Genomic DNA, 19,225 nt, shown 5'->3' on the forward strand with positions numbered 1-19,225 from the left:
ACTGCCGCCTCACCATGCATGCCAGGAAGCCGATATGAGCACACCAAAGTCGCCTTCGAAACCGTATGACGGCTTCGACCACCAGCCGATCGCCGGCACCTGGCGCAGCGGCCGCTCCACCCGCCACAACACCGACATCGACCCCTACACCGGCAAGACCCTGGTCACGATTCCGCTGGCCACCGCGCAGGATGTGGACGACGCCTACCGCGCCGCCGCCGACGCGCAGCCCGGCTGGGCCGCCACCGCACCGGCCAAACGCGCACAGGTGCTGCACAACGCGCTGCGCATCTTCGACGAACGGCGCGAGGAGATCATCGGCTGGCTGATCCACGAGGCAGGCTCGACCCGCCTGAAGGCGAACATCGAATGGGACAGCGCCCGCGCCATCACCCGCGAAGCAGCCTCGTTTCCGTACCGTGTAGCCGGCCGCATCCTGGCCTCGGACATCCCCGGCAAGGAGAACCGGGTCTACCGCCGCCCGCTCGGCGTGGTCGGCATCATCAGCCCGTGGAACTTCCCGATGCACCTCACCCAGCGTTCGCTGGCGCCGGCGCTGGCGCTGGGCAACGCGGTGGTGATCAAGCCGGCCAGCGACACCCCGGTCAGCGGCGGCCTGCTGGCGGCGAAGATCTTCGAGGAGGCCGGCCTGCCCGCCGGCGTGCTCAGCGTCACTGTGGGTGCGGGTAGCGAAATCGGCGACTACTTCGTGGCGCATCCGCAACCGCGGCTGATCTCGTTCACCGGCTCTACCGCGGTGGGCCAGGGTATCGGCCGCATCGCCTCCAGTGGTGCCCATCTGAAACGCGTGGCGCTGGAACTGGGTGGCAACAGCCCGTTCGTGGTGCTGGCCGATGCCGATGTGGAACAGGCGGTGCGCGCCGCCGTGTTCGGCCGCTTCCTGCACCAGGGACAGATCTGCATGAGCATCAACCGGATCATCGTCGATGCCAAGCTGCACGATGCCTTCGTCGAGCGTTTCGTGGACCACGTGCGCAAGCTGAAGGTGGGCGACCCCGACCACATCGCCACCGCGATCGGCCCCATTATCGACGCCGACCAGCTGCGCGGCCTGATCGAGAAGATCGTGCTGGCGAAGCAGCAAGGCGCCACCCAGGTGCTGGGCGGCGAGCCGGACGGGCAGCTGCTGCCGCCGCACGTGTTCACCCACGTCTCGCCGGAGAGTTCGCTGTTCCGCGACGAATCGTTCGGGCCGATCGTGCCGATCGTGCGCGCGAAGGACGAGGCCGACGCGCTGCGGCTGGCCAACGCCACCGACTACGGGCTTTCCAGCGCGGTGTTCTGCGGTGACCTGGAGCGCGGCGTACGTTTCGCCCAGGGCATCGAGGCGGGCATGACCCATGTGAACGACACCTCGGTGGAGGACGAGCCGCATACCCCCTTCGGCGGCGAGAAGAACTCCGGCATCGGCCGTTTCGGCGGCGACTGGATCATCGACGAGCTCACCTCGGCGCACTGGGTTTCGGTGCAGCACACGCCGCGCAGCTATCCGTTCTAGTTTCGTATGGTCCTTCCATACGATCCACAGCCTGTCACGGAGACATCGCCCATGGCTACGACCAGCGACATCAAGAGCAACGCGGTTCCTGGCGGCGGCTGGATCATCGCCTGGGGCGTGCTGCTGATCATCGCCGGCGTGCTCGCCCTGCTGATGCCGGCGATCGCCGCGCTGGCGACCGCGCTGTTCTTCGCCTGGCTGCTGATCCTGGGCGGTGCGTTCGAGATCGCCTACGCGATCCAGACGCGCAGCCACCGCGGTTTCGGCTGGAAGCTGTGCTCCGGGCTGCTGACCCTGGCGCTGGGCATCGCGATCCTGGTCATGCCGGTGGCCGGCGTGGCCTCGCTGGCCCTGCTGGTCGGCAGCTTCCTGCTGCTCGGCGGCGTCGCGCGCAGCATCCTGGCGTTCCAGCTCAAGCCGCTGCCGCGCTGGGGCTGGGTCCTGGTCGACGGCCTGCTGTCGATCGTGCTGGCGATCCTGATCCTGCTGGGCTGGCCGGAAAGCTCGCTCGCCTTCATCGGCCTGCTGACCGGCTTCTGGCTGATCTTCACCGGCATCTGGCGCGTTGCCTTGGGAAATTACTTCCGCACGTGAGCGCTTGCCGGAAACCATGATCAACCACGACCTCCACGGGAGAGAGCCATGAATGTTGTCCTGCTTGGTGTCAGCGGCCGCGTCGGTTCGCGCCTGCTGGCGGAACTGCTGCGGCGCGGCCACCAGGTGACTGGCATCGCCCGCGACACCGGCAAGCTGGCCAGCCAGTCGCAGCTGGTGCTGAGGAACGGCGACGCCAACCAGCCGGCGCAACTGGGGCCGCTGCTGGCCGGCCACGACGCGGTGCTCAGCGCGCTGAAATTCGCCACGACCGACGCCGCGTCGCTGATCGCCGCGGTGAAGCAGGCCGGGGTCGGCCGCCTGCTGGTAGTCGGCGGCGCGGCCACACTGGAACTGGCGCCGGGTCAGATCCTGCTCGACGCACCGGGCTTTCCCGCGGCCTATCGGCCCGAGGCCGAGGGCGGCCGTCGCTTCCTCGACGCCTTGCGCAGCGAGCGCGAGCTCGACTGGACCTTCCTGTCGCCGTCGGCCGAGCTCGTCCCCGGTGAACGCACCGGCACATTCCGCCTGGGCGGCGACCAGTTGCTCACCGCCGCCAGCGGCAAGAGCTGGATCTCGATGGAGGACTACGCGATCGCCCTCGTCGACGAACTGGAAGCGCCGAAGCATTCGCGGCAACGTTTCACGGTGGGCTACTGACCACCCCCGAGCATTCCGACCAGAGGACTCACCTCATGAAGAAATCCGGCTCCAGCAAGGCCTCCGCACAGCGCATACAACACGCTCCGCTGGCTACCCCCAGCGATCTCGACGCCCGCGCCACTCGCGACGTGAGCGGCGCGATGAACGCGATCCTCGCCGACGTGTTCGCGCTGTACCTGAAGACCAAGAACTTCCACTGGCACATGAGCGGGCCGAACTTCCGCGACTACCACCTGCTGCTCGACGAGCAGGGCGACCAGCTGTTCGCGATGACCGACCCGATCGCCGAACGCATCCGCAAGATCGGCGGCAGCACGCTGCGCTCGATCGGCCACATCGCGCGGCTGCAGCGCGTCAACGACAACGACGCCGACTACGTCGAACCGACCGACATGCTGGCCGAGCTGCGCGAGGACAACCAGGCGCTGGCCGCGCGCCTGCGCGAGGCCCACGGCGTGTGCGAGGAACGGCGCGACATCGCCACCGCCAGCCTGATCGAGGAATGGATCGACGAGACCGAACGGCGCACCTGGTTCCTGTTCGAGACCACCCGCCGCGGCGACTCCAGCGGACACTGACCGCCGCGCATATCGCGACACGCGGCGGCGGCTTGGCGGAACGTCCACCCACGAGGCTCGGCACATGACAACGAACAGGCTGATCGGATTCGTCGGCGCTGCCTTCCTCGCCGCGCTGGCGGCAAGCGCGGGCGCGGCCGCGCCATCAACACCGGCGCCGGCTCCGACGATTCGGCTGGCTCCGGCCACGCTGCCGGCGATCGCGACCGTCGACGCGCGCTACCAGTCCTACAACGTGGAAATGGCCGAAGTGGTCGGCGGCAACTTCTGGAAGCCGTATACCGTAGAGAGCGTCGCGGTGATGAAAGCCAGGGCGGCGGCGGGCGAGGCGGCGGCCGGAGTGGCCGGGCAGGACCCGACGATGTTCCAGGCGCGAGCGCCGATCGACCTGTCCAACCCGCGCCTGCGCAAACTCGCCGCGGCGCTCGGGCCGGCCTACATGCGCACCAGCGGCACCTGGGCCAATACGGTGTACTTCCACGATGCCGACGGCCCCGCGCCAGCCCAGGTGCCGCAAGGTTTCCAGGGCGTGCTCGAGCGACGCCCGTGGAAGGGCGTGATCGACTTCGCGCAGGCGGTGGACGCCAGGTTGGTCACCTCCTTCGCCATCGGCGCCGGCGTGCGCGACCAGAACGGTGTCTGGACGTCCGAACAGGCACGGAAGTTCGTGGCCTATACCAAGATGGCCGGCGGCCACATCGCCGCGGCGGAGTTCTTCAACGAACCGGACATGCCGGTCTACGGCGGCGCCCCGAAGGGCTACACCGCGCAGGACTATGCGCGCGATTTCGCGGTGTTCAGCGCGTTCGCGCGCAAGGCCGCGCCCGACATGCGGATCGTCGGCCCCGGCTCGGTCGGCGAGGGCGTGCTGATGCCCGCCATGGGCGGTGGCGGGCTGGCCGCCGGCCTGGTCAGGACCGCGGACATGCTCGCCGCCACGCCGAAGCCGGCGTTCGACGTGTTCTCGTACCACTTCTACGGCGCGGCCTCGATCCGCTGCGCGTCGATGGGCGCCGGCGCGCAGACCACGGCCGCCGACGCACTGTCCGAAGCGTGGCTGGCGCGCACTGACTCCAGCTACGACTTCTACGTGAAAGGCCTGCGCGACCGCTACGTTCCGGGCAAGCCGGTGTGGATCACCGAGACCGCCGACGCGGCCTGCGGCGGCAACCCGTGGGCGGCGACGTTCCTGGACAGCTTCCGCTACCTCGACCAGCTCGGGCGGCTGGCCCGGCGCGGCGTCAGCGTGGTGTTCCACAACACGCTGGCATCCAGCGAATATGGTCTGCTCGACCAGAACACCTTCGCGCCCCGGCCCAATTACTGGGCGGCCCTGCTGTGGCACCGGCTGATGGGCACCACCGTGCTCGACGCCGGCCCGTCACGTCCCGGCCTGCACCTGTACGCGCAGTGCCTGCCCGGACACGCCGGCGGCGTGACCGTGCTGGCGATCAACAACAGCCGCACCCAGCCCGCCGCCATCGAGCTGCCGTTGCCGGCCCGGCGCTACACCCTGGGTGCAGCGAAACTTGAAGACGGCCAGGTGCAGCTGAACGGCCACGCGCTGGCACTGGCTGCCGGCGACGCGTTGCCGCCGCTGCAGGGCGCCGCGGAAGCGGCCGGTCGCGCCGCGCTGGCGCCGGCCACCATCACCTTCTTCGCCATGGCGGGCGCAGCAAACCCGGCCTGCCATTGAGAGGTTGTGGATTTTTCAACCTCGAAGCGCGGCCAGGGCGATGGCATGGCGAGGGCATGGATGCCCGAGTTGAGGCAACGCAGGAGCAGTTGCCCGATGCCCGAGTTGAGGCAACGCAGGGAGCAGTTGCCCGATGGCCGGGCGCGGATCGGACACGTCAGTGCCTGATTCGCGTGAGCGAGTCCGGGCCTGTACCGGACTCGCGATAGAAGAAAACCACAGGAAGTGGTTTTCTTCACAAGCTCTGAGAGATCACCCGCCGCGACGGTTCCAGCGGCGCCACCCCACGTCACCCACGAGGAAGTTCCCATGACTACGTTCAAGGTCGGCTACATCGTCGGCGGCCTCGCCAAGGGCTCCATCAACCGCCTGCTGTCCAAGGCGCTGGTCCGGCTCGCACCACCCACGTTGCAACTGGTGGAGATCCCGATCCGCGACCTGCCGCTGTACAGCTACGACTACGACGCCGACTACCCGCCGGTGGCGCGCGCGTTCAAGCAGGCGATTGCCGAAGTCGATGCCATCCTGTTCGTCACCCCGGAATACAACCGCTCGATTCCCGGCGGGCTGAAGAACGCGATCGACTGGGCCAGCCGGCCGTGGGGCAAGAACTCGTTCGCGCGCAAGCCGTCCGGGGTGATCGGCACCTCGCCCGGCTCGATCGGCACCGCGGTCGCCCAGCAGCAGCTGCGCGGCGTGCTGTGCTTCTGCAATTCGCCGCTGATGAACACCATGGAGGCGTACATCCAGTTCAAGCCGGGGCTGATCTCCGAGGACGGCACGGTCAGCGACGAATCGACCACCGAGTTCCTCAGCAACTACATGAAGGAACTGCACATCTTTATTGAGCGCGTGCTCACCGTGCTGCCCAGGGAGGATTAGGGCGGCGGCACACCGTTGCCGCCGGAACCGGCGGCAACGACGCTGGACCAGTGCAGCGACGACGGCGGGGAAGTTCATGGCCTCCATATCCTCCACACGCCTGAGCGTGTATGCCGCGCTGGCGGGCAACCTGCTGGTCGCGCTCACCAAGACCGCCGCCGCGATCGGCACCGGCAGTTCGGCCATGCTGAGCGAGGCCGTCCATTCGTTCGTCGATACCGGCAACGAGCTCCTGCTGCTGCACGGCATGCGCCGCTCGCTGCAGCAGGCCGACCCGGAACATCCGCTGGGTTATGGCCGCGAGCTGTATTTCTGGAGCTTCATCGTCGCCTTGATGGTGTTCGCGCTGGGCGCCGGCGTGTCGATCTACCAGGGCATCGTCCATGTCCGCCAGCCGCAGCCGATCACCCACCCGCTGGTGAGCTACGTGGTGTTCGGCCTGTGCTTCGTGTTCGAGGGCGCCTCCTGGCTGGTCTCGCTGCACCAGTTCCGGGCTGCCAAGGGTCCGTTGGGTTACTACGAGGCCTTCCGCCGCAGCAAGGATCCGCCGTCCTTCATGGTGTTGTTCGAGGACAGCGCCGCGCTGGTCGGCATCGCGATCGGCGTGGCCGGCACCTATGCCGCCACCACGCTGGCGCTGCCGGCCGCCGACGGCATCGCCTCGATCCTGATCGGCCTGCTGCTAGCCTTCGTCGCCGCCCTGCTCGCCCGCGAGAGCAAGAGCCTGCTAATCGGCGAACGCGGCGATCGCCGGCTGCATGCGGCGATCCTGCGCATCGCGCAGGAACAGGGCCCGATAGCATGCGTCAATGGACTGCTCACCGTGCAACTGGCACCGAACCAGATCGTCGCCGCGCTCAGCCTGCAGTTCGCCGACGACATCCGCGCCAGCGAGATCGAGGATCTGGTGCTCGCCCTCGAACGGAAGATCCGCCAGGCCTACCCGGAAGTCATCGACCTGTTCGTGAAACCGCAGACCGATGACGCCTACCGGGAAAGCATGCGCCGACGCTTCGGCGAGACGCTACCGGTCGCAGGTCATGAATGCGATGGTCGGTCCATCGCAGCGTCGACGCTTGCCGTGCCGCCGCCGTTCCTGACGAACCACAGCAGGCCGCCGGCGATCGAGAGGTTCTTCATGAAATTGATGGCCTGGCTGGGGTCGGCCAAATGCGTATGCGCGACCAGCGCCGAGCCTACGGTGAACAGCGCCATGACGGCAGCCACCCAACGGGTCTTGAACCCGAACAGCAGGGCTAGCCCGCCACCCAGTTCGATGAGGATGACCAGCGGGGTCACCACGCCAACCAGGGGAATGCCCATCTGGGCGAAGTAACCTTCGGTGCCGCTGTAGCCTGTCAGTTTCTGCCAGCCCGAGATGATGAAGAGCTGCGCCATCAACAGGCGCGCCGCCACGCTGATCAACTTGTCCACGATGTTCTCCCCTCTCACGGAGTTGAACTTGCCGACCCGTCGGGTACGCGCCGGAGAAGCCGCCGCCGACGCCACGATGAAACGCGTCTTCGACCAACGGCCTCCGCGTGCGGCACCGCGTTGCATGCCGCGCGGTCGGCGATGCTCCCCCGGCTCGACGCGATCGATGGAAGGATCGACACGGTCGTGGGCCATCGCGCGGCATGACGTTGATCCGTCGCTCGTCACACATGCGTGAACGCTGCAAGGTGGAGATACCGCAAGATCTCTCCGTCGGCATGGCTGCAGCGATGCTGCAGAAAGCCCGGCGATGCCTTTACCTTTCGCAAGGCGCCAACCACGTATCGCGGCTTTCGCGGTCCGGATTTTTTCACATCGTCTTGAGCCCGCAGCAGAGTAGCGTTGCCGTGTCCGGCAAGTCGCCGGATGGTGGCATCAAGCTGGGGAACATCATGGCGACGAACCTGCCCGAGAGCATCGACACTCCGTGCGGCAGCCCCACCGATCCTGCGCGGCGGCGCCTGCTGGTCGGCCTGCTCACCGCCTACACCGCCTCGCTGATCCCCTGGGCGCTGGCGCAACCGGCGCCGCGCGCCGACCTTGGCGCGTTCACCGCGCTGTCGGCGATCCTGGTCGGACGGCAGGCGCTGGATGCCGCGCAGGCAACACGCCTGTACGACGCCCTCGCCGCCGCCCATTCGACTTTTCCGACCGACGTGCAGGCGCTGCTGGCCCTGATCAACGAACGCCACATCGACCCACTGCAATTGCAGGGCGTGCTGGATACCGAACATGCGGCGCTGGCGCCGCTGCCGCGGCAGATCGTCAGCGCCTGGTGCCTGGGCGTGATCGGTAGCGGCGAAGGCGCGCGCTGCGTCGCCTATGAGACCGCGCTCAACGCAGTGATCGTGGCCGACGTGCTGAAGCCGCCGACCTATGCCTACGGCAGCTACGGCAGCTGGACCGGCAAACCTGTCTGAAGGAGTGGCAAGGCATGTCCGCACAGCAGTCGGCTGACATCGTGGTGATCGGCGCAGGCATCGTCGGCGCGCTGGCCGCGCGGCGGCTGGCGCAGCAGGGCGCCTCGGTGCTGATCCTGGAAGCGGGGCCGCGGCTGGAACGCGCCCGCATCGTCGCCGCGTTCCGCAACTCGCCGCTGAAGGGCAACTGGATGGCGCCGTACCCGCCGTCGGCGTGGGCGCCGCATCCGATCTACGTGCCCAAGGACAACGGCTACCTGAAACAGGCCGGGCCGTATCCGTACCAGGCCGAGTACATCCGCGCGGTGGGCGGCACCACCTGGCACTGGGCCGCGCAGGCGTGGCGGCTGGTACCGAACGACGTGCGCATCAAGAGCCTGTACGGCGTGGGCGTGGACTGGCCGCTGACCTACGAGGAACTCGACCCCTGGTACCAGGAAGCGGAAGAAATTCTCGGCGTGGCCGGCGCGGACAACACCGGCTCGCCGCGACAGCACCCGTTCCCGATGGAGCCGGTGGCCGAGCCGTGGTCGATGCGCCGCTTCCGCGAACGGCTGGCGCCGGTGTATCCGGTGGTCGCCAACACGGTGGCGCGCAACAGTCGCGGCTACGACGGGCGACCGGCCTGCGTGGGCAACAACAGCTGCCAGCCGATCTGCCCGGTCAACGCGCAGTACCTGGGCATCAACGCGGTGGAAGCAGCCGAGGCGGCGGGCGTGAAGGTGCTGCCCAACGCAGTGGTCTACCGCATCGAGCACGATGCCAAGGGAAGCATCGCGGCGGTGCGCTACTACGCGCCGGACAAGAGTGAGCACCGCGTCACCGGCAAGACCTTCATCCTCGCCGCGAACGGCATCGAAAGCCCGAAGCTTTTGCTGTTGTCGGCCAGCAGCAAATACCCGAACGGGCTGGCCAACAGCTCCGGCATGGTCGGCCGCCACCTGATGGACCACCCCAGCACCTCGCTCACCTTCTACGCCGACGAGGAACTGTGGCTGGGCCGCGGCCCGCAGAGCCCCAGCTCGATCAATACCCTGCGCGACGGTGCGTTCCGCAGCCAGCACGCGCCGTACCGGCTGGACTTCACCAACATCTCGCAGGTGTATAGCGTCACCAACGACCTGATCAAGGAAGGCGTGTACGGCGCGGAGTTCGGGAAGCAGCTGCGCTGGCGCGCCGCGCGCCAGGTCAACGTGAAGAACGTGCTGGAGGTGCTGCCGAACCCCGACAACCGCATCGCGCTCAGTTCGGAGAAGGACGCCATGGGCATCCCGAAACCGGAGGCGCGCTACGCGATCGACGACTACACGCGCCGCGCCGCGGAAGTGTCCAAGGCCGACTTCGCCCGCATCGCCGAGCTGATGGGCGGCACCGGGCTGCGCTACAGCGCTGAAGGCCAGTTCGCCAACAACCAGCACATCACCGGCACGATGAGCATGGGCAACGACCCAGCCAGTTCGGTGGTCGACGCGTTCGGCCGCACGCACGACCACGAGAACCTGTTTGTCTGCAGCACCGGCGTGATGCCCACCGCAGCCACGATGAACTCCACGCTCACCGCGGTGGCGCTGGCACTGCGCACCGCCGAGCACATCCTGCCGGCGAAACAGGCACGCACGGCCACGACGCACACCAGCCACGAGGCGGGCCTGGCATGAACGCGCTGATCCGCCGCCTCCCGCTGCTCGCCCTGCTCGGCCTGCTCGTCGCCACGCCTGCCGGCGCAGCCGACAACACTGACGCCGCCCTGCTGCAGCGCGGCCAGTACCTGGCCACCGCAGGCGACTGCGTGGCCTGCCATACCGCGCCCGGCGGCAAGCCTTACGCCGGCGGGCTGACCGTGCCTACGCCGGTCGGCGACATCATCAGCACCAACGTCACGCCGTCGGCCGGCGCCGGCATCGGCAACTACACCGAGGCGCAGTTCCGCGACGCCGTGCGCAAGGGCATCCGCGCGGACGGCAAGCACCTGTACCCGGCGATGCCTTACACCGCCTACGCGCAGATCACCGACGACGACATGCATGCGCTGTACGCGTACTTCATGCACGGCGTGGCGCCGGTGGACAGCGAGCCGGCGCCGACCCGGTTGCCGTTCCCGTTCAACATCCGCCTGTCGATGGCGGCGTGGAACCTGCTGTTCCTCGACCGCAAGCCGTTCACGCCCGACCCGGCCAAGAGCGAGGTGTGGAATCGCGGCGCCTACCTGGTGCGCGGGCTGGCCCACTGCAGCACCTGCCACACGCCGCGCAACCTGCTGATGGCCGAGCGCCCGTCGCAGGCACTGGCCGGCGGCATGGTCGGCAGCTGGCGCGCGCCGAACATCACCGCCGATCCGGACAGCGGGATCGGCAACTGGAGCGAGCAGGACCTGGTCGACTACCTGCGACTCGGCCACGCCCGCGGCAAGGCGCAAGCGGCCGGGCCGATGGCCGAGGCGATCGAGCACAGCCTGCAGCATCTCGAACCCGCCGACCTGCAGGCGATCGCCACCTACCTGAAGACGGTCCCCGCGCAACATGACCCGGCCGAGACCAGGCCCGTCGACCGCTGGGGCGCGGCGTTCGACGGGATCGCCGACCAGCGCGGCACCGCGCTGCCTGACGACGGCGAGCAGTGGAACGGCGCGCAGCTCTACGACGCGCACTGCGCCAGCTGCCACCAGGCCAGCGGCGAAGGCAGCTTCGACGGCGGCTTGCCGCCGCTGTTCCACAACACCGCCACCGGCCGCGCCGACGCCGCCAACCTGGTGCTGGTGATCCTCAACGGCATCCGCTGGCACACCGGCGACTCCGGCGTGCGCATGCCGGGCTTCGCCGACGCGCTGTCCGACCGCCAGGTGGCCACCCTGGGCAACTACCTGACGCTGCGTTACGGCAACCCCGCCGCACGGATCACCGCGACGCAGGTCGCCAACCTGCGCGGCGGCGGCGCGCCGTCGCACTTGGTCGCGCTGACACGGCTGGCGATGGTGGTGGTGCTGCTGCTGATCCTCGCCTTCATCGTCCTGTGGCGCCGGCGCAGACAGCGCCGAACTTCCTCCGGCCGGGCCTGAGCCCATGCGCCATCTTTTCTGCACGAACCCCGGCCTGCTGCTCGGCGGCGCGTTGTGGCTGGGCGCGCTGCCGGCCATGGCGCAGCAGGCCAGCAGCTGGCTCACCCGACCCACGCTGACCGGCGACTGGGGCGGCACGCGTACGCAACTGCAGAACGACGGCATCACCCTGCGTGCACACTGGACCACCGAAAGCGCGGGCAACCTGTCCGGCGGCCACCGCCAAACCGCGCGCTACACCCAGCAACTCGACGCCGGTGCGGACTTCGATCTCGACAAGCTGTGGGGCGTGCCGAACGCGAAGATCCAGTTCACCGTCACCGAACGCGACGGCCGCAGCCTGAGCAATGAGGCGCTGGGCAACCAGTTCTCGGTGCAGGAACTGTACGGCGCGGGGCAGAATTTCCGCCTGGCCGAGCTGAACTGGCAGCAGGACTTCCTCGACCACCGGCTGTTCATGCAGCTGGGCTGGTCGCCGGTGGGTGACGACTTCGCGCGGCTGCCGGCGTTCTGCAGTTTCCAGAACGGCATCATCTGCGGCCACGCCAACGCGATGACCACCAACAGCGGCGCGCACAACTACCCCGTCGCGCAGTGGGGCGGTCGCGTGAAGTGGCACGCCACGCCGAACTTCTACGTCGCCGTTGGCGCCTACCTGGACAACGAGAAAGCCGGCAACAAGGACCAGGGCTTCAATCTCAGCTTCAAGCACCGCGGCGTGTTCGTGCCGGTCGAACTGGGCTGGAGTACCGGCCGCGGCCAGCTGCCCGGCGTTCTCAAGCTCGGCGCCTACTACAACACCGCCGGCACGCCGGACGTGTACACCGACATCAACGGCCAGCCAGCCGGCCTCACCGGCGCCCACTTCCTGCACCACAACGGCCGCTCCGGCGGCTACGTGATCGCCGACCGCATGGTCTATCGCGAAGGCCCCGACTCCAACCGCGGTCTGAACCTCGGCCTGATGGCCGGCGTCGGCGACAAAGCCACCGCCCGCTTCCGCGACTTCTGGCTGCTCGGCGGCCACTACCAGGGCACCTTCCCCGGCCGCGACAACGACGTGATCTCGTTCATGGTGGCCAGCGGCCGCACCAACCCGCGCCTGACCCGCTACCAGCGCGACCGCAACCGGGTGGCACCCGGCAGCGTCGGCATCCAGACGTACGAAACCATCGCCGAGATCGACTACGGCGCGAAGATCACCCCTTGGCTGACCCTGCGCCCGAACCTGCAGTACGTATTCCGCTCCGGCGGCACCGGCAAGATCCCGGACGCCTTCGTGATCGGCCTGTACACGCAGGTGACGTTCTGAGCTGCGGAAACGGGACGGACAAGTCAAACCAGCTTCGCCTGACTTGCCGCGTTCCACTTTCCGTTTCGCGCTATTTGCCCGGCTTCTTCAAGCGCCGCTGACGTGGTGGCGGCAGATAGTTTTCGCCGGTCACCACTTTCTTGCCGGTTTGGCTTTCCAGCTCCAGCCGAGCACGTTTCGCGATCGCGCCGCCACTCTTCGCGGCCACCTTGTTCGCCGGCATGCCGGTGGCTTGGGTGGTCTCGGCGATCTGCCGGGTGGACAGCTCGGCCAGCGCGGTAAAGATCAGTTCGGCCTCGCTCATGTGGTCACGCAGGTTTTGTGTCTTCAGCCCCTTGAGCTGTTTGTGCTCCTTCACGCCAAGGCCGGTCCACTCCTCGTGGATCAGGTTGGTGAGGATGGCGAACTCCTGACCACGCTTCACGTCGTGGCTGTCCCAGTAGTCGGTCAGCTTGGCTCGCGTTTCCTGTCCGGTCATGCGCTGGCTGATCCATTTCTCGCTGCGACCGTGCTTCTGCCACGTCGCGCGGGCGCGGTCCAGCGCCAAGGCCGGATCGGCCAGTTCCTGTATGCGCTCGTAGCCGATCTTGGCCAACCACAGCTTGATCGGCTCGGCCTTCGGGCTGGGCACGGATTGCACCAAGCGCAGCAAGGTTTCGGCGGTGGCCACGTCGGTGACGTAGTTCTTGCCGTCCGCTGCGGTCAATTTCAGTCGGTTACATTTTGTAACCGACTCACTTCCTTCTTTGGCCAGCCGGTTCTTCAAGACTTTCCAGTAGTTGCGCGCCGTCTGGTAATCTGGCTGTCGGGTCAACACCTGCACGATGTCCACCACCGAGAACCACCAGGTCTCGCTTGCTTCGTCGTAGACGCGGCGGATCGCATGGTCTTCAAACTGGGCGGGTAGTTGCCGCATGGCCGACTCCTTGTGCGGGTTCACTGCAGGCATTGTCCCGTCACTGTAACTGGCTGTCGTCGCGGCGGTTGTGAGGTATCGGCCCGGACAGATGTCATCGGCGAACGCGTGGATCCTTCGGGCGACCAAAACGACAACGGGCGCCGAGGCGCCCGTTGTCGTTCCGATGTGCCCGCGCTTGCAGCCGCCTTTGATCAGAGCGAGTAGTACATCTGGAACTCCAGCGGATGCGTGCTGGCGCGGTACTTGGTCACTTCCTTCATCTTCACCTCGATGTAGGCGTCGATGAAGTCGTCGGTGAACACGCCACCGGCTTTCAGGAACTCGCGGTCCTTGTCCAGCGCTTCCAGCGCGGCGTCGAGGCTGGAGCACACCTGCGGGATGTTCTTCTCCTCTTCCGGCGGCAGGTCGTACAGGTCCTTGTCGGCCGGCGCGCCCGGGTCGATCTTGTTGATGATGCCGTCCAGGCCGGCCATCATCAGCGCGGTGAACACCAGGTAGCCGGAGTTCATTGGATCGGGGAAGCGCACCTCGATGCGGCGGCCCTTGGGGCTGGCCACGTACGGGATGCGGCAGCTCGCCGAACGGTTGCGCGCCGAGTAGGCCAGCATCACCGGCGCCTCGAAGCCCGGCACCAGCCGCTTGTAGCTGTTGGTGGTGGAGTTGGCGAAGGCGTTGATCGCGCGGGCATGCTTGAAGATGCCGCCGATGTACCACAGCGCGGTCTGCGACAGGCCGCCGTAGAGGTCGCCGGCGAACAGGTTCTCGCCGTTCTTCGCCAGCGACTGGTGCACGTGCATGCCCGAGCCGTTGTCGCCGACCAGCGGCTTCGGCATGAAGGTGACGGTCTTGCCGTTCTGGTGCGCCACGTTCTTGATGACGTACTTCATCGTCAGCAGTTCATCGGCCTTCTTCACCAGCGTGTTGAACTTCACGCCGATCTCGCACTGGCCGGCGTTCGCTACCTCGTGGTGGTGCACTTCGACCTTCTGGCCCAGCGACTCCAGCACCTTGCACATGTCGGCGCGCAGGTCGCCCAGCGAATCGACCGGGCTGACCGGGAAGTAGCCGCCCTTCACGCCCGGGCGATGGCCGCTGTTGTTGCCGTCGTACTTGTAGCGCGACGACCACGCCGCTTCCTCGGAGCCGATTTCGTAGAACACCCGGCCCGGATCGTTCTGCCAGCGCACCGAATCGAAGATGAAGAACTCCGGCTCCGGCCCGAAGAACGCGGTGTCGGCGATGCCGGTGGATTTCAGGAACGCCTCGCCGCGTTTGGCGATCGAGCGCGGGTCGCGGCCGTAGGCCTGCATGGTCGACGGCTCCAGCACGTCGCAGTGCAGGATCAGCTGGGTGTGCGAGCTGAACGGGTCGAGGTGGGCGGTGTCCGGATCGGGCAGCAGGATCATGTCCGACTCGTTGATGCCCTTCCAGCCGGTGATCGAGGAACCGTCGAACATCTTGCCGTCCTCGAAGGTCGACTCGTCGATCGCGTGGGCCGGGAAGGTGACGTGGTGGTGCACGCCGAGCATGTCGGCGAAGCGGAAGTCGACGAACTCGACCTCATGCTCCTGGATCAGGTCGAGCACTTTGTTGGCGGACATGGAGCAACCTCGGCGATGGATGGTGAGCTGGCTTGAGCAAGGCCCGTGCCAATGGCTGCAGCCGTTGCGCAGCAACGGCTGACGGAAGTTTTCGCTGCCTCGGGCCAATCAGAAGGAAACGTGATGGTGCAATACAAAGGCCATATTGCACCATCATGACTCATCCGATCCCGCTGCCCGATGCCCCGCTCAGCCATCGTAGGCGCTTTCGCCGTGCGAGGTAATGTCCAGCCCCTCGCGCTCGGCCTCGTAGGGTACGCGCAGGCCGAACACCAGCTTGACGACCAGATAGCCCAGCACCGAAACCACGCCGCTCCACAGCACGGTGATACCCACGCCCAGCGCCTGCACGCCGAGTTGGCGGATCACCGAATAGTTCGCCGCACCGGTGCCGCCCAGCCCCGGCGCGGTGAACACGCCGGTCAGCAACGCGCCCACGATGCCGCCGACGCCGTGCACGCCGAACACGTCCAGCGCATCGTCCGCGCGCAGCAGCTTCTTCAGCCGGGTCACGCCCCACACGCAGCACAAACTGGCCATTGCGCCGATCACGATCGCGCCCATCGGCCCCACCGTGCCGCAGGCCGGGGTGATGCCGACCAGGCCAGCCACCGCGCCGGAGGCGCCACCCACCATCGACGCGTGGCCGCGCATCGCCGCCTCCACCGCCAGCCACGTCAGCACCGCCGCCGCCGCCGCCAGCAGGGTGTTGATGAAGGCCAGCCCCGCGCCCGCGTTCGCCTCCAGATTGGAGCCGGCGTTGAAGCCGAACCAACCCACCCACAGCAGCGCCGCGCCGACCATGGTGAACGTCACGTTGTGCGGCTTCATCGGCTCGCGGCCGAAGCCCAGCCGCGGCCCGACCAGCCAGGCGCCGACCAGGCCGGCCACGCCGGCGTTGATGTGCACCACGGTGCCGCCGGCGAAATCCAGCGCGCCCCGGGCGAACAGGAAGCCGCTCGGCCCCGCCCACACCATGTGCGCGATCGGCAGGTAGGCGAAGGTGAACCAGATCGCCGTGAACAGCAGCACCGCGCGAAAACGCATGCGCTCGGCGAGCGCACCCACGATCAGCGCCCCGGTGATGCCGGCGAAGGTGGCCTGGAACGCCACGAACACGTACTCCGGCAGCGCCACGCCGGCGCTGAACGTGGCCGCCAGCGTGTCTTTGGTCACACCGTGCAGGAACAGCTTGTGGAAATTGCCGATCACCGCGCCGCCGCCGCTGAAGGCGAGACTGTAGCCGTACACCACCCACAGCAGCAGCAGCAGCGAGAACACCGTCAGCACCTGCATCAGCACCGACAGCACGTTCTTCGCACGCACCAGGCCGCCGTAGAACAGCGCCAGCCCCGGCACCGTCATCAGCAGCACCAGCAGGGTGGAGGTGAGCATCCACGCCACGTCGCCCTTGTCGACCACGGGCGCGGGCGTGGCGGCGTGCAGCAGCGGCGCGGTCAGGGCCAACGCCAAGCTCGCGCCGACACCACGGTGGAACCTGAACTGTTTCATGGAAAACCTCACAGGATGCGGGTCAGAGGGGATGACGCTTGCTAAAGGTCGTCATCCCCGCGAAAGCGGGAGGCGCTTTATCAACAGCGAAGCTGGTCATCCAGCGCCTTCATATGCTCGGCAAACGACCAAAGACACGGGATCTCCGCTTGCGCGCGAATGACGGAAGTGGGTCAAAGCGCATCGGCGTCGAGCTCGCCGGTGCGGATGCGGAGCACCTGCTCCACGCCGGTGACGAAAACCTTGCCGTCACCGACGTTGCCGGTGCGCGCGGCGCGCTGGATTTCCTCCAGCGCCGCGTCGAGCAGCTCGTCGGGCACCACCACCTCGACCTTGAGCTTGGGCAGGAAATCGACCACGTACTCGGCTCCTCGATACAGCTCGGTGTGGCCCTTCTGGCGACCGAAGCCGCGCACCTCCGTCACCGTGATGCCCGACACGCCGGCATGCGCCAGCGCGTCGCGGACCTCGTCGAGCTTGTACGGACGGATGACGCTGGTGATCATTTTCATGGATGGCTCCGGGTGTATGTCTTTCAGAACGACCTGGCCACGCTCAGCAGCGCGGTAGCGCGGCCCAGGTAGTGGCCGCGCGCATTGGTGTAGATCGACGCGTTCGCGTTGGTGTCGCAGTAACCCAGTGCCACCGACCAACCGCTGCCGAAGTTCCGGGTCACGCCCAGCTTCCAGTCGCTGAACGAGGCGCCGCGCACGTTCCTTACGTGCTGGTGTCCGACATGCGCGTTGAGCAGCCAGCCCGGCGCGAACGGCTGGTTCCACGACAGGTCCAGGTAGCCGCTGTGCTGGCTGCCGGCGTAGCCGAACAGGTCGGTAAACGCGTATGAGTACTTCAGCGACACGCTTTTCCAGGCCAGCGCGACATAGCCCTCGGTGGTATTCGGCAGGGTGAAGCGCGCCGGATAACTGCCGGGGTACTGGTAGCGGTACACGCCGACGTCCCCGCTCCAGTCGCTGCCGAAGCTGCCGCGCCAGCCGCCGTAGAGGTCGAGCTCCACGCTGCTTGAAATCAGTGCGGCGGACGTCGAGGCATCGGACAGCCAGCTGACATTGCTGCCCCAGCCGCCCACGTACCAGCCGCTGGCATGATCAAACTCGACGCCGGCCTGCACGGCAGGCTGGCGATCGGTCTGCGACAGGCCGCGGAACAGGTAGTCGCTGACCATGCCGGCGCTGACCACCCACCGGCTGGCCGGCACCTCGCCGACTTGCGCCGATGCGTGGCCGGAAGCGGCACAGCACGGCGCGACGACCACCATGTACAACCAGCTTCGCTGCATGGACCGCGCCCTCCGCTGATGACGTCGCGCGAATGGCCGTCCAGACGTCCATGAGCCACCGCGACACGGCCATGCGTTTGCATGGCTTGTCATGCTCAGCAAGCCGCGTGCCACGGGCGCAAACCGTTGCCGTGACGGCGTTGGCGACGCCGTGCGCGAACGCCCCGCACCGGCGTTAGCACCATCCGCACCCGTCGGCGCGGCCGGTTTGCACTGTTGCAGTGCGTGCGCGTTCCGACCGGTCGCTCAGCCTGCAGCCATCTGGCGCGAGGGCAAAGCCCGTAAGCTATGGCGTTTCACGCCGGCGATCCGCTCGACGGCGTCCCACCCCCGCCCGCCAACGGACCCACCCGTGACCGACCTGCTCCATGTCATCCTGCTCGGCATCATCGAAGGCATCACCGAATTCCTGCCGATCTCCTCGACCGGCCACCTGCTGATCGCCGAGAAGTTCGGCCTGGGCGCGCGCTCGGACCTGTTCAACATCGGCATCCAGGCCGGCGCAATCCTGGCGGTCACGCTGATCTACTGGAGGCGTATCTGGCAGTTGCTGACGCAGTGGCGCGACGCGGCCAACCGCGACTACCTGCTGAAGCTCACGGTGGCGTTCCTGATCACCGCGGTACTTGGCTTCGTCGCGGTGAAGCTGGGCTTCAAGCTGCCGGAGACGGTGACCCCGGTGGCCTGGGCGCTGGTGATCGGTGGCCTGTGGATGATCGCCGCCGAGCGGCTGGCCGCGCGCCAGCCCGAGCGCAGCGCGGTGACCTGGAAGGTGGCGATCCTGGTCGGCATTGCGCAGATGGCCGCCGGCATCTTCCCCGGCACCTCGCGCTCGGCCGCGACGATCTTCGCGGCGCTGCTGTTCGGCACCAGCAACCGCGCGGCGGCCACCGAGTTCGCGTTCCTGGTCGGCATCCCCACCATGTACGCGGCCACCGGCTACGAGCTGCTGAAGGTGGTGAAAGACGGCGGCGCCGCACACGAGGACTGGACCGCGCTGGTCGTCGGCTTCGTGGTCTCGGCGATCGTCGCCTTCATCGCGGTGAAGTGGCTGCTCGGCTACATCCGCAGCCACACCTTCACCCCGTTCGCGGTCTACCGCATCGCGCTCGGCGTGGCGCTGCTGTTGCTGGTGCCGGCCGGTGCCTGAACCCGCCGCGGCCGGAGGTGCGGCCGTTGCTGG

At 67.5% G+C, this 19,225-nt stretch carries 17 protein-coding genes and 1 pseudogene; 12 read left to right on the forward strand and 6 right to left on the reverse strand.

Features of this window, described 5'->3' with window-relative positions:
* Positions 1 to 34: 34 nt before the first annotated feature.
* From AC3WTD_RS05850 to AC3WTD_RS05880, 7 genes are all read left to right on the forward strand, one after another.
* Positions 35 to 1,519 carry an aldehyde dehydrogenase family protein gene (locus tag AC3WTD_RS05850; RefSeq protein ID WP_492613194.1) on the forward strand — a complete coding sequence of 495 codons (1,485 nt, stop codon included), beginning with the start codon at positions 35 to 37 and terminating at the stop codon, positions 1,517 to 1,519.
* 51 nt (positions 1,520 to 1,570) lie between these two features.
* Positions 1,571 to 2,113, forward strand: coding sequence for an HdeD family acid-resistance protein (locus tag AC3WTD_RS05855; protein ID WP_492613195.1), 543 nt, complete (start codon positions 1,571 to 1,573; stop codon positions 2,111 to 2,113).
* A 48-nt stretch (positions 2,114 to 2,161) separates the two neighbouring features.
* Positions 2,162 to 2,773 carry an NAD(P)-dependent oxidoreductase gene (locus AC3WTD_RS05860; protein WP_027491228.1) on the forward strand — a complete coding sequence of 204 codons (612 nt, stop codon included), beginning with the start codon at positions 2,162 to 2,164 and terminating at the stop codon, positions 2,771 to 2,773.
* A 35-nt stretch (positions 2,774 to 2,808) separates the two neighbouring features.
* Positions 2,809 to 3,354 carry a Dps family protein gene (locus AC3WTD_RS05865; protein ID WP_027491227.1) on the forward strand — a complete coding sequence of 182 codons (546 nt, stop codon included), beginning with the start codon at positions 2,809 to 2,811 and terminating at the stop codon, positions 3,352 to 3,354.
* A 64-nt stretch (positions 3,355 to 3,418) separates the two neighbouring features.
* On the forward strand, positions 3,419 to 5,050 hold the full coding sequence (locus tag AC3WTD_RS05870; protein ID WP_492613196.1) for a glycoside hydrolase family protein: 1,632 nt from the start codon (positions 3,419 to 3,421) through the stop codon (positions 5,048 to 5,050).
* Positions 5,051 to 5,359: 309 nt separating this feature from the next.
* Positions 5,360 to 5,932: an NADPH-dependent FMN reductase gene (locus tag AC3WTD_RS05875; RefSeq protein ID WP_492613197.1), complete on the forward strand. Its 573-nt coding sequence runs from the start codon at positions 5,360 to 5,362 to the stop codon at positions 5,930 to 5,932.
* A 76-nt stretch (positions 5,933 to 6,008) separates the two neighbouring features.
* Positions 6,009 to 7,268, forward strand: coding sequence for a cation diffusion facilitator family transporter (locus AC3WTD_RS05880; RefSeq protein WP_492613198.1), 1,260 nt, complete (start codon positions 6,009 to 6,011; stop codon positions 7,266 to 7,268).
* Here AC3WTD_RS05880 and AC3WTD_RS05885 read toward each other — a convergent pair.
* Positions 7,169 to 7,561 (reverse strand): annotated as a pseudogene (locus AC3WTD_RS05885) (DoxX family protein); the annotation flags it as partial. The gene AC3WTD_RS05880 and the pseudogene AC3WTD_RS05885 overlap by 100 nt on opposite strands.
* A gap of 257 nt (positions 7,562 to 7,818) precedes the next feature.
* Between AC3WTD_RS05885 and AC3WTD_RS05890 the strand changes: the two are divergent.
* Genes AC3WTD_RS05890 through AC3WTD_RS05905 form a run of 4 tightly spaced genes read left to right on the forward strand, consistent with a single transcriptional unit; the run spans position 7,819 to position 12,713 of the window.
* Positions 7,819 to 8,346 (forward strand): sugar dehydrogenase complex small subunit, encoded by a 528-nt coding sequence (locus tag AC3WTD_RS05890; RefSeq protein ID WP_051257479.1) that lies wholly within the window; start codon positions 7,819 to 7,821, stop codon positions 8,344 to 8,346.
* Positions 8,347 to 8,360: 14 nt separating this feature from the next.
* Complete coding sequence (locus tag AC3WTD_RS05895) at positions 8,361 to 10,004, forward strand: GMC family oxidoreductase (RefSeq protein ID WP_492613199.1); 1,644 nt, start codon at positions 8,361 to 8,363, stop codon at positions 10,002 to 10,004.
* On the forward strand, positions 10,001 to 11,401 hold the full coding sequence (locus tag AC3WTD_RS05900; RefSeq protein WP_492613200.1) for a c-type cytochrome: 1,401 nt from the start codon (positions 10,001 to 10,003) through the stop codon (positions 11,399 to 11,401). Before AC3WTD_RS05895 ends, AC3WTD_RS05900 begins: the two co-directional genes overlap by 4 nt.
* A 4-nt stretch (positions 11,402 to 11,405) precedes the next feature.
* Entirely contained in the window at positions 11,406 to 12,713 is a 1,308-nt protein-coding gene (locus AC3WTD_RS05905; protein ID WP_492613201.1) for a carbohydrate porin, read from the forward strand.
* Between the two features lie 70 nt (positions 12,714 to 12,783).
* Here the strand turns inward: AC3WTD_RS05905 and AC3WTD_RS05910 are convergent, their stop codons facing one another.
* The 5 genes from AC3WTD_RS05910 to AC3WTD_RS05930 all read right to left on the reverse strand — a co-directional run bounded on the left by AC3WTD_RS05910 (position 12,784) and on the right by AC3WTD_RS05930 (position 18,042).
* Positions 12,784 to 13,758 (reverse strand): BRO family protein, encoded by a 975-nt coding sequence (locus AC3WTD_RS05910; protein ID WP_492613202.1) that lies wholly within the window; start codon positions 13,756 to 13,758, stop codon positions 12,784 to 12,786.
* A gap of 65 nt (positions 13,759 to 13,823) precedes the next feature.
* Positions 13,824 to 15,233: a type I glutamate--ammonia ligase gene (gene glnA / locus AC3WTD_RS05915; protein ID WP_027491489.1), complete on the reverse strand. Its 1,410-nt coding sequence runs from the start codon at positions 15,231 to 15,233 to the stop codon at positions 13,824 to 13,826.
* A 189-nt stretch (positions 15,234 to 15,422) separates the two neighbouring features.
* Positions 15,423 to 16,745 carry an ammonium transporter gene (locus tag AC3WTD_RS05920; protein WP_492613203.1) on the reverse strand — a complete coding sequence of 441 codons (1,323 nt, stop codon included), beginning with the start codon at positions 16,743 to 16,745 and terminating at the stop codon, positions 15,423 to 15,425.
* Between the two features lie 173 nt (positions 16,746 to 16,918).
* Complete coding sequence (locus AC3WTD_RS05925; RefSeq protein WP_027491491.1) at positions 16,919 to 17,257, reverse strand: P-II family nitrogen regulator; 339 nt, start codon at positions 17,255 to 17,257, stop codon at positions 16,919 to 16,921.
* Between the two features lie 23 nt (positions 17,258 to 17,280).
* Positions 17,281 to 18,042 (reverse strand): TorF family putative porin, encoded by a 762-nt coding sequence (locus tag AC3WTD_RS05930; protein WP_027491492.1) that lies wholly within the window; start codon positions 18,040 to 18,042, stop codon positions 17,281 to 17,283.
* A 352-nt stretch (positions 18,043 to 18,394) separates the two neighbouring features.
* On the opposite strand from AC3WTD_RS05930, the gene AC3WTD_RS05935 reads away from it, so the two are divergent.
* Positions 18,395 to 19,192, forward strand: coding sequence for an undecaprenyl-diphosphate phosphatase (locus AC3WTD_RS05935; protein WP_492613204.1), 798 nt, complete (start codon positions 18,395 to 18,397; stop codon positions 19,190 to 19,192).
* The last annotated feature ends 33 nt before the right edge of the window (positions 19,193 to 19,225 follow it).

It is taken from the genome of Rhodanobacter sp. FW106-PBR-R2A-1-15 (assembly GCF_058789735.1).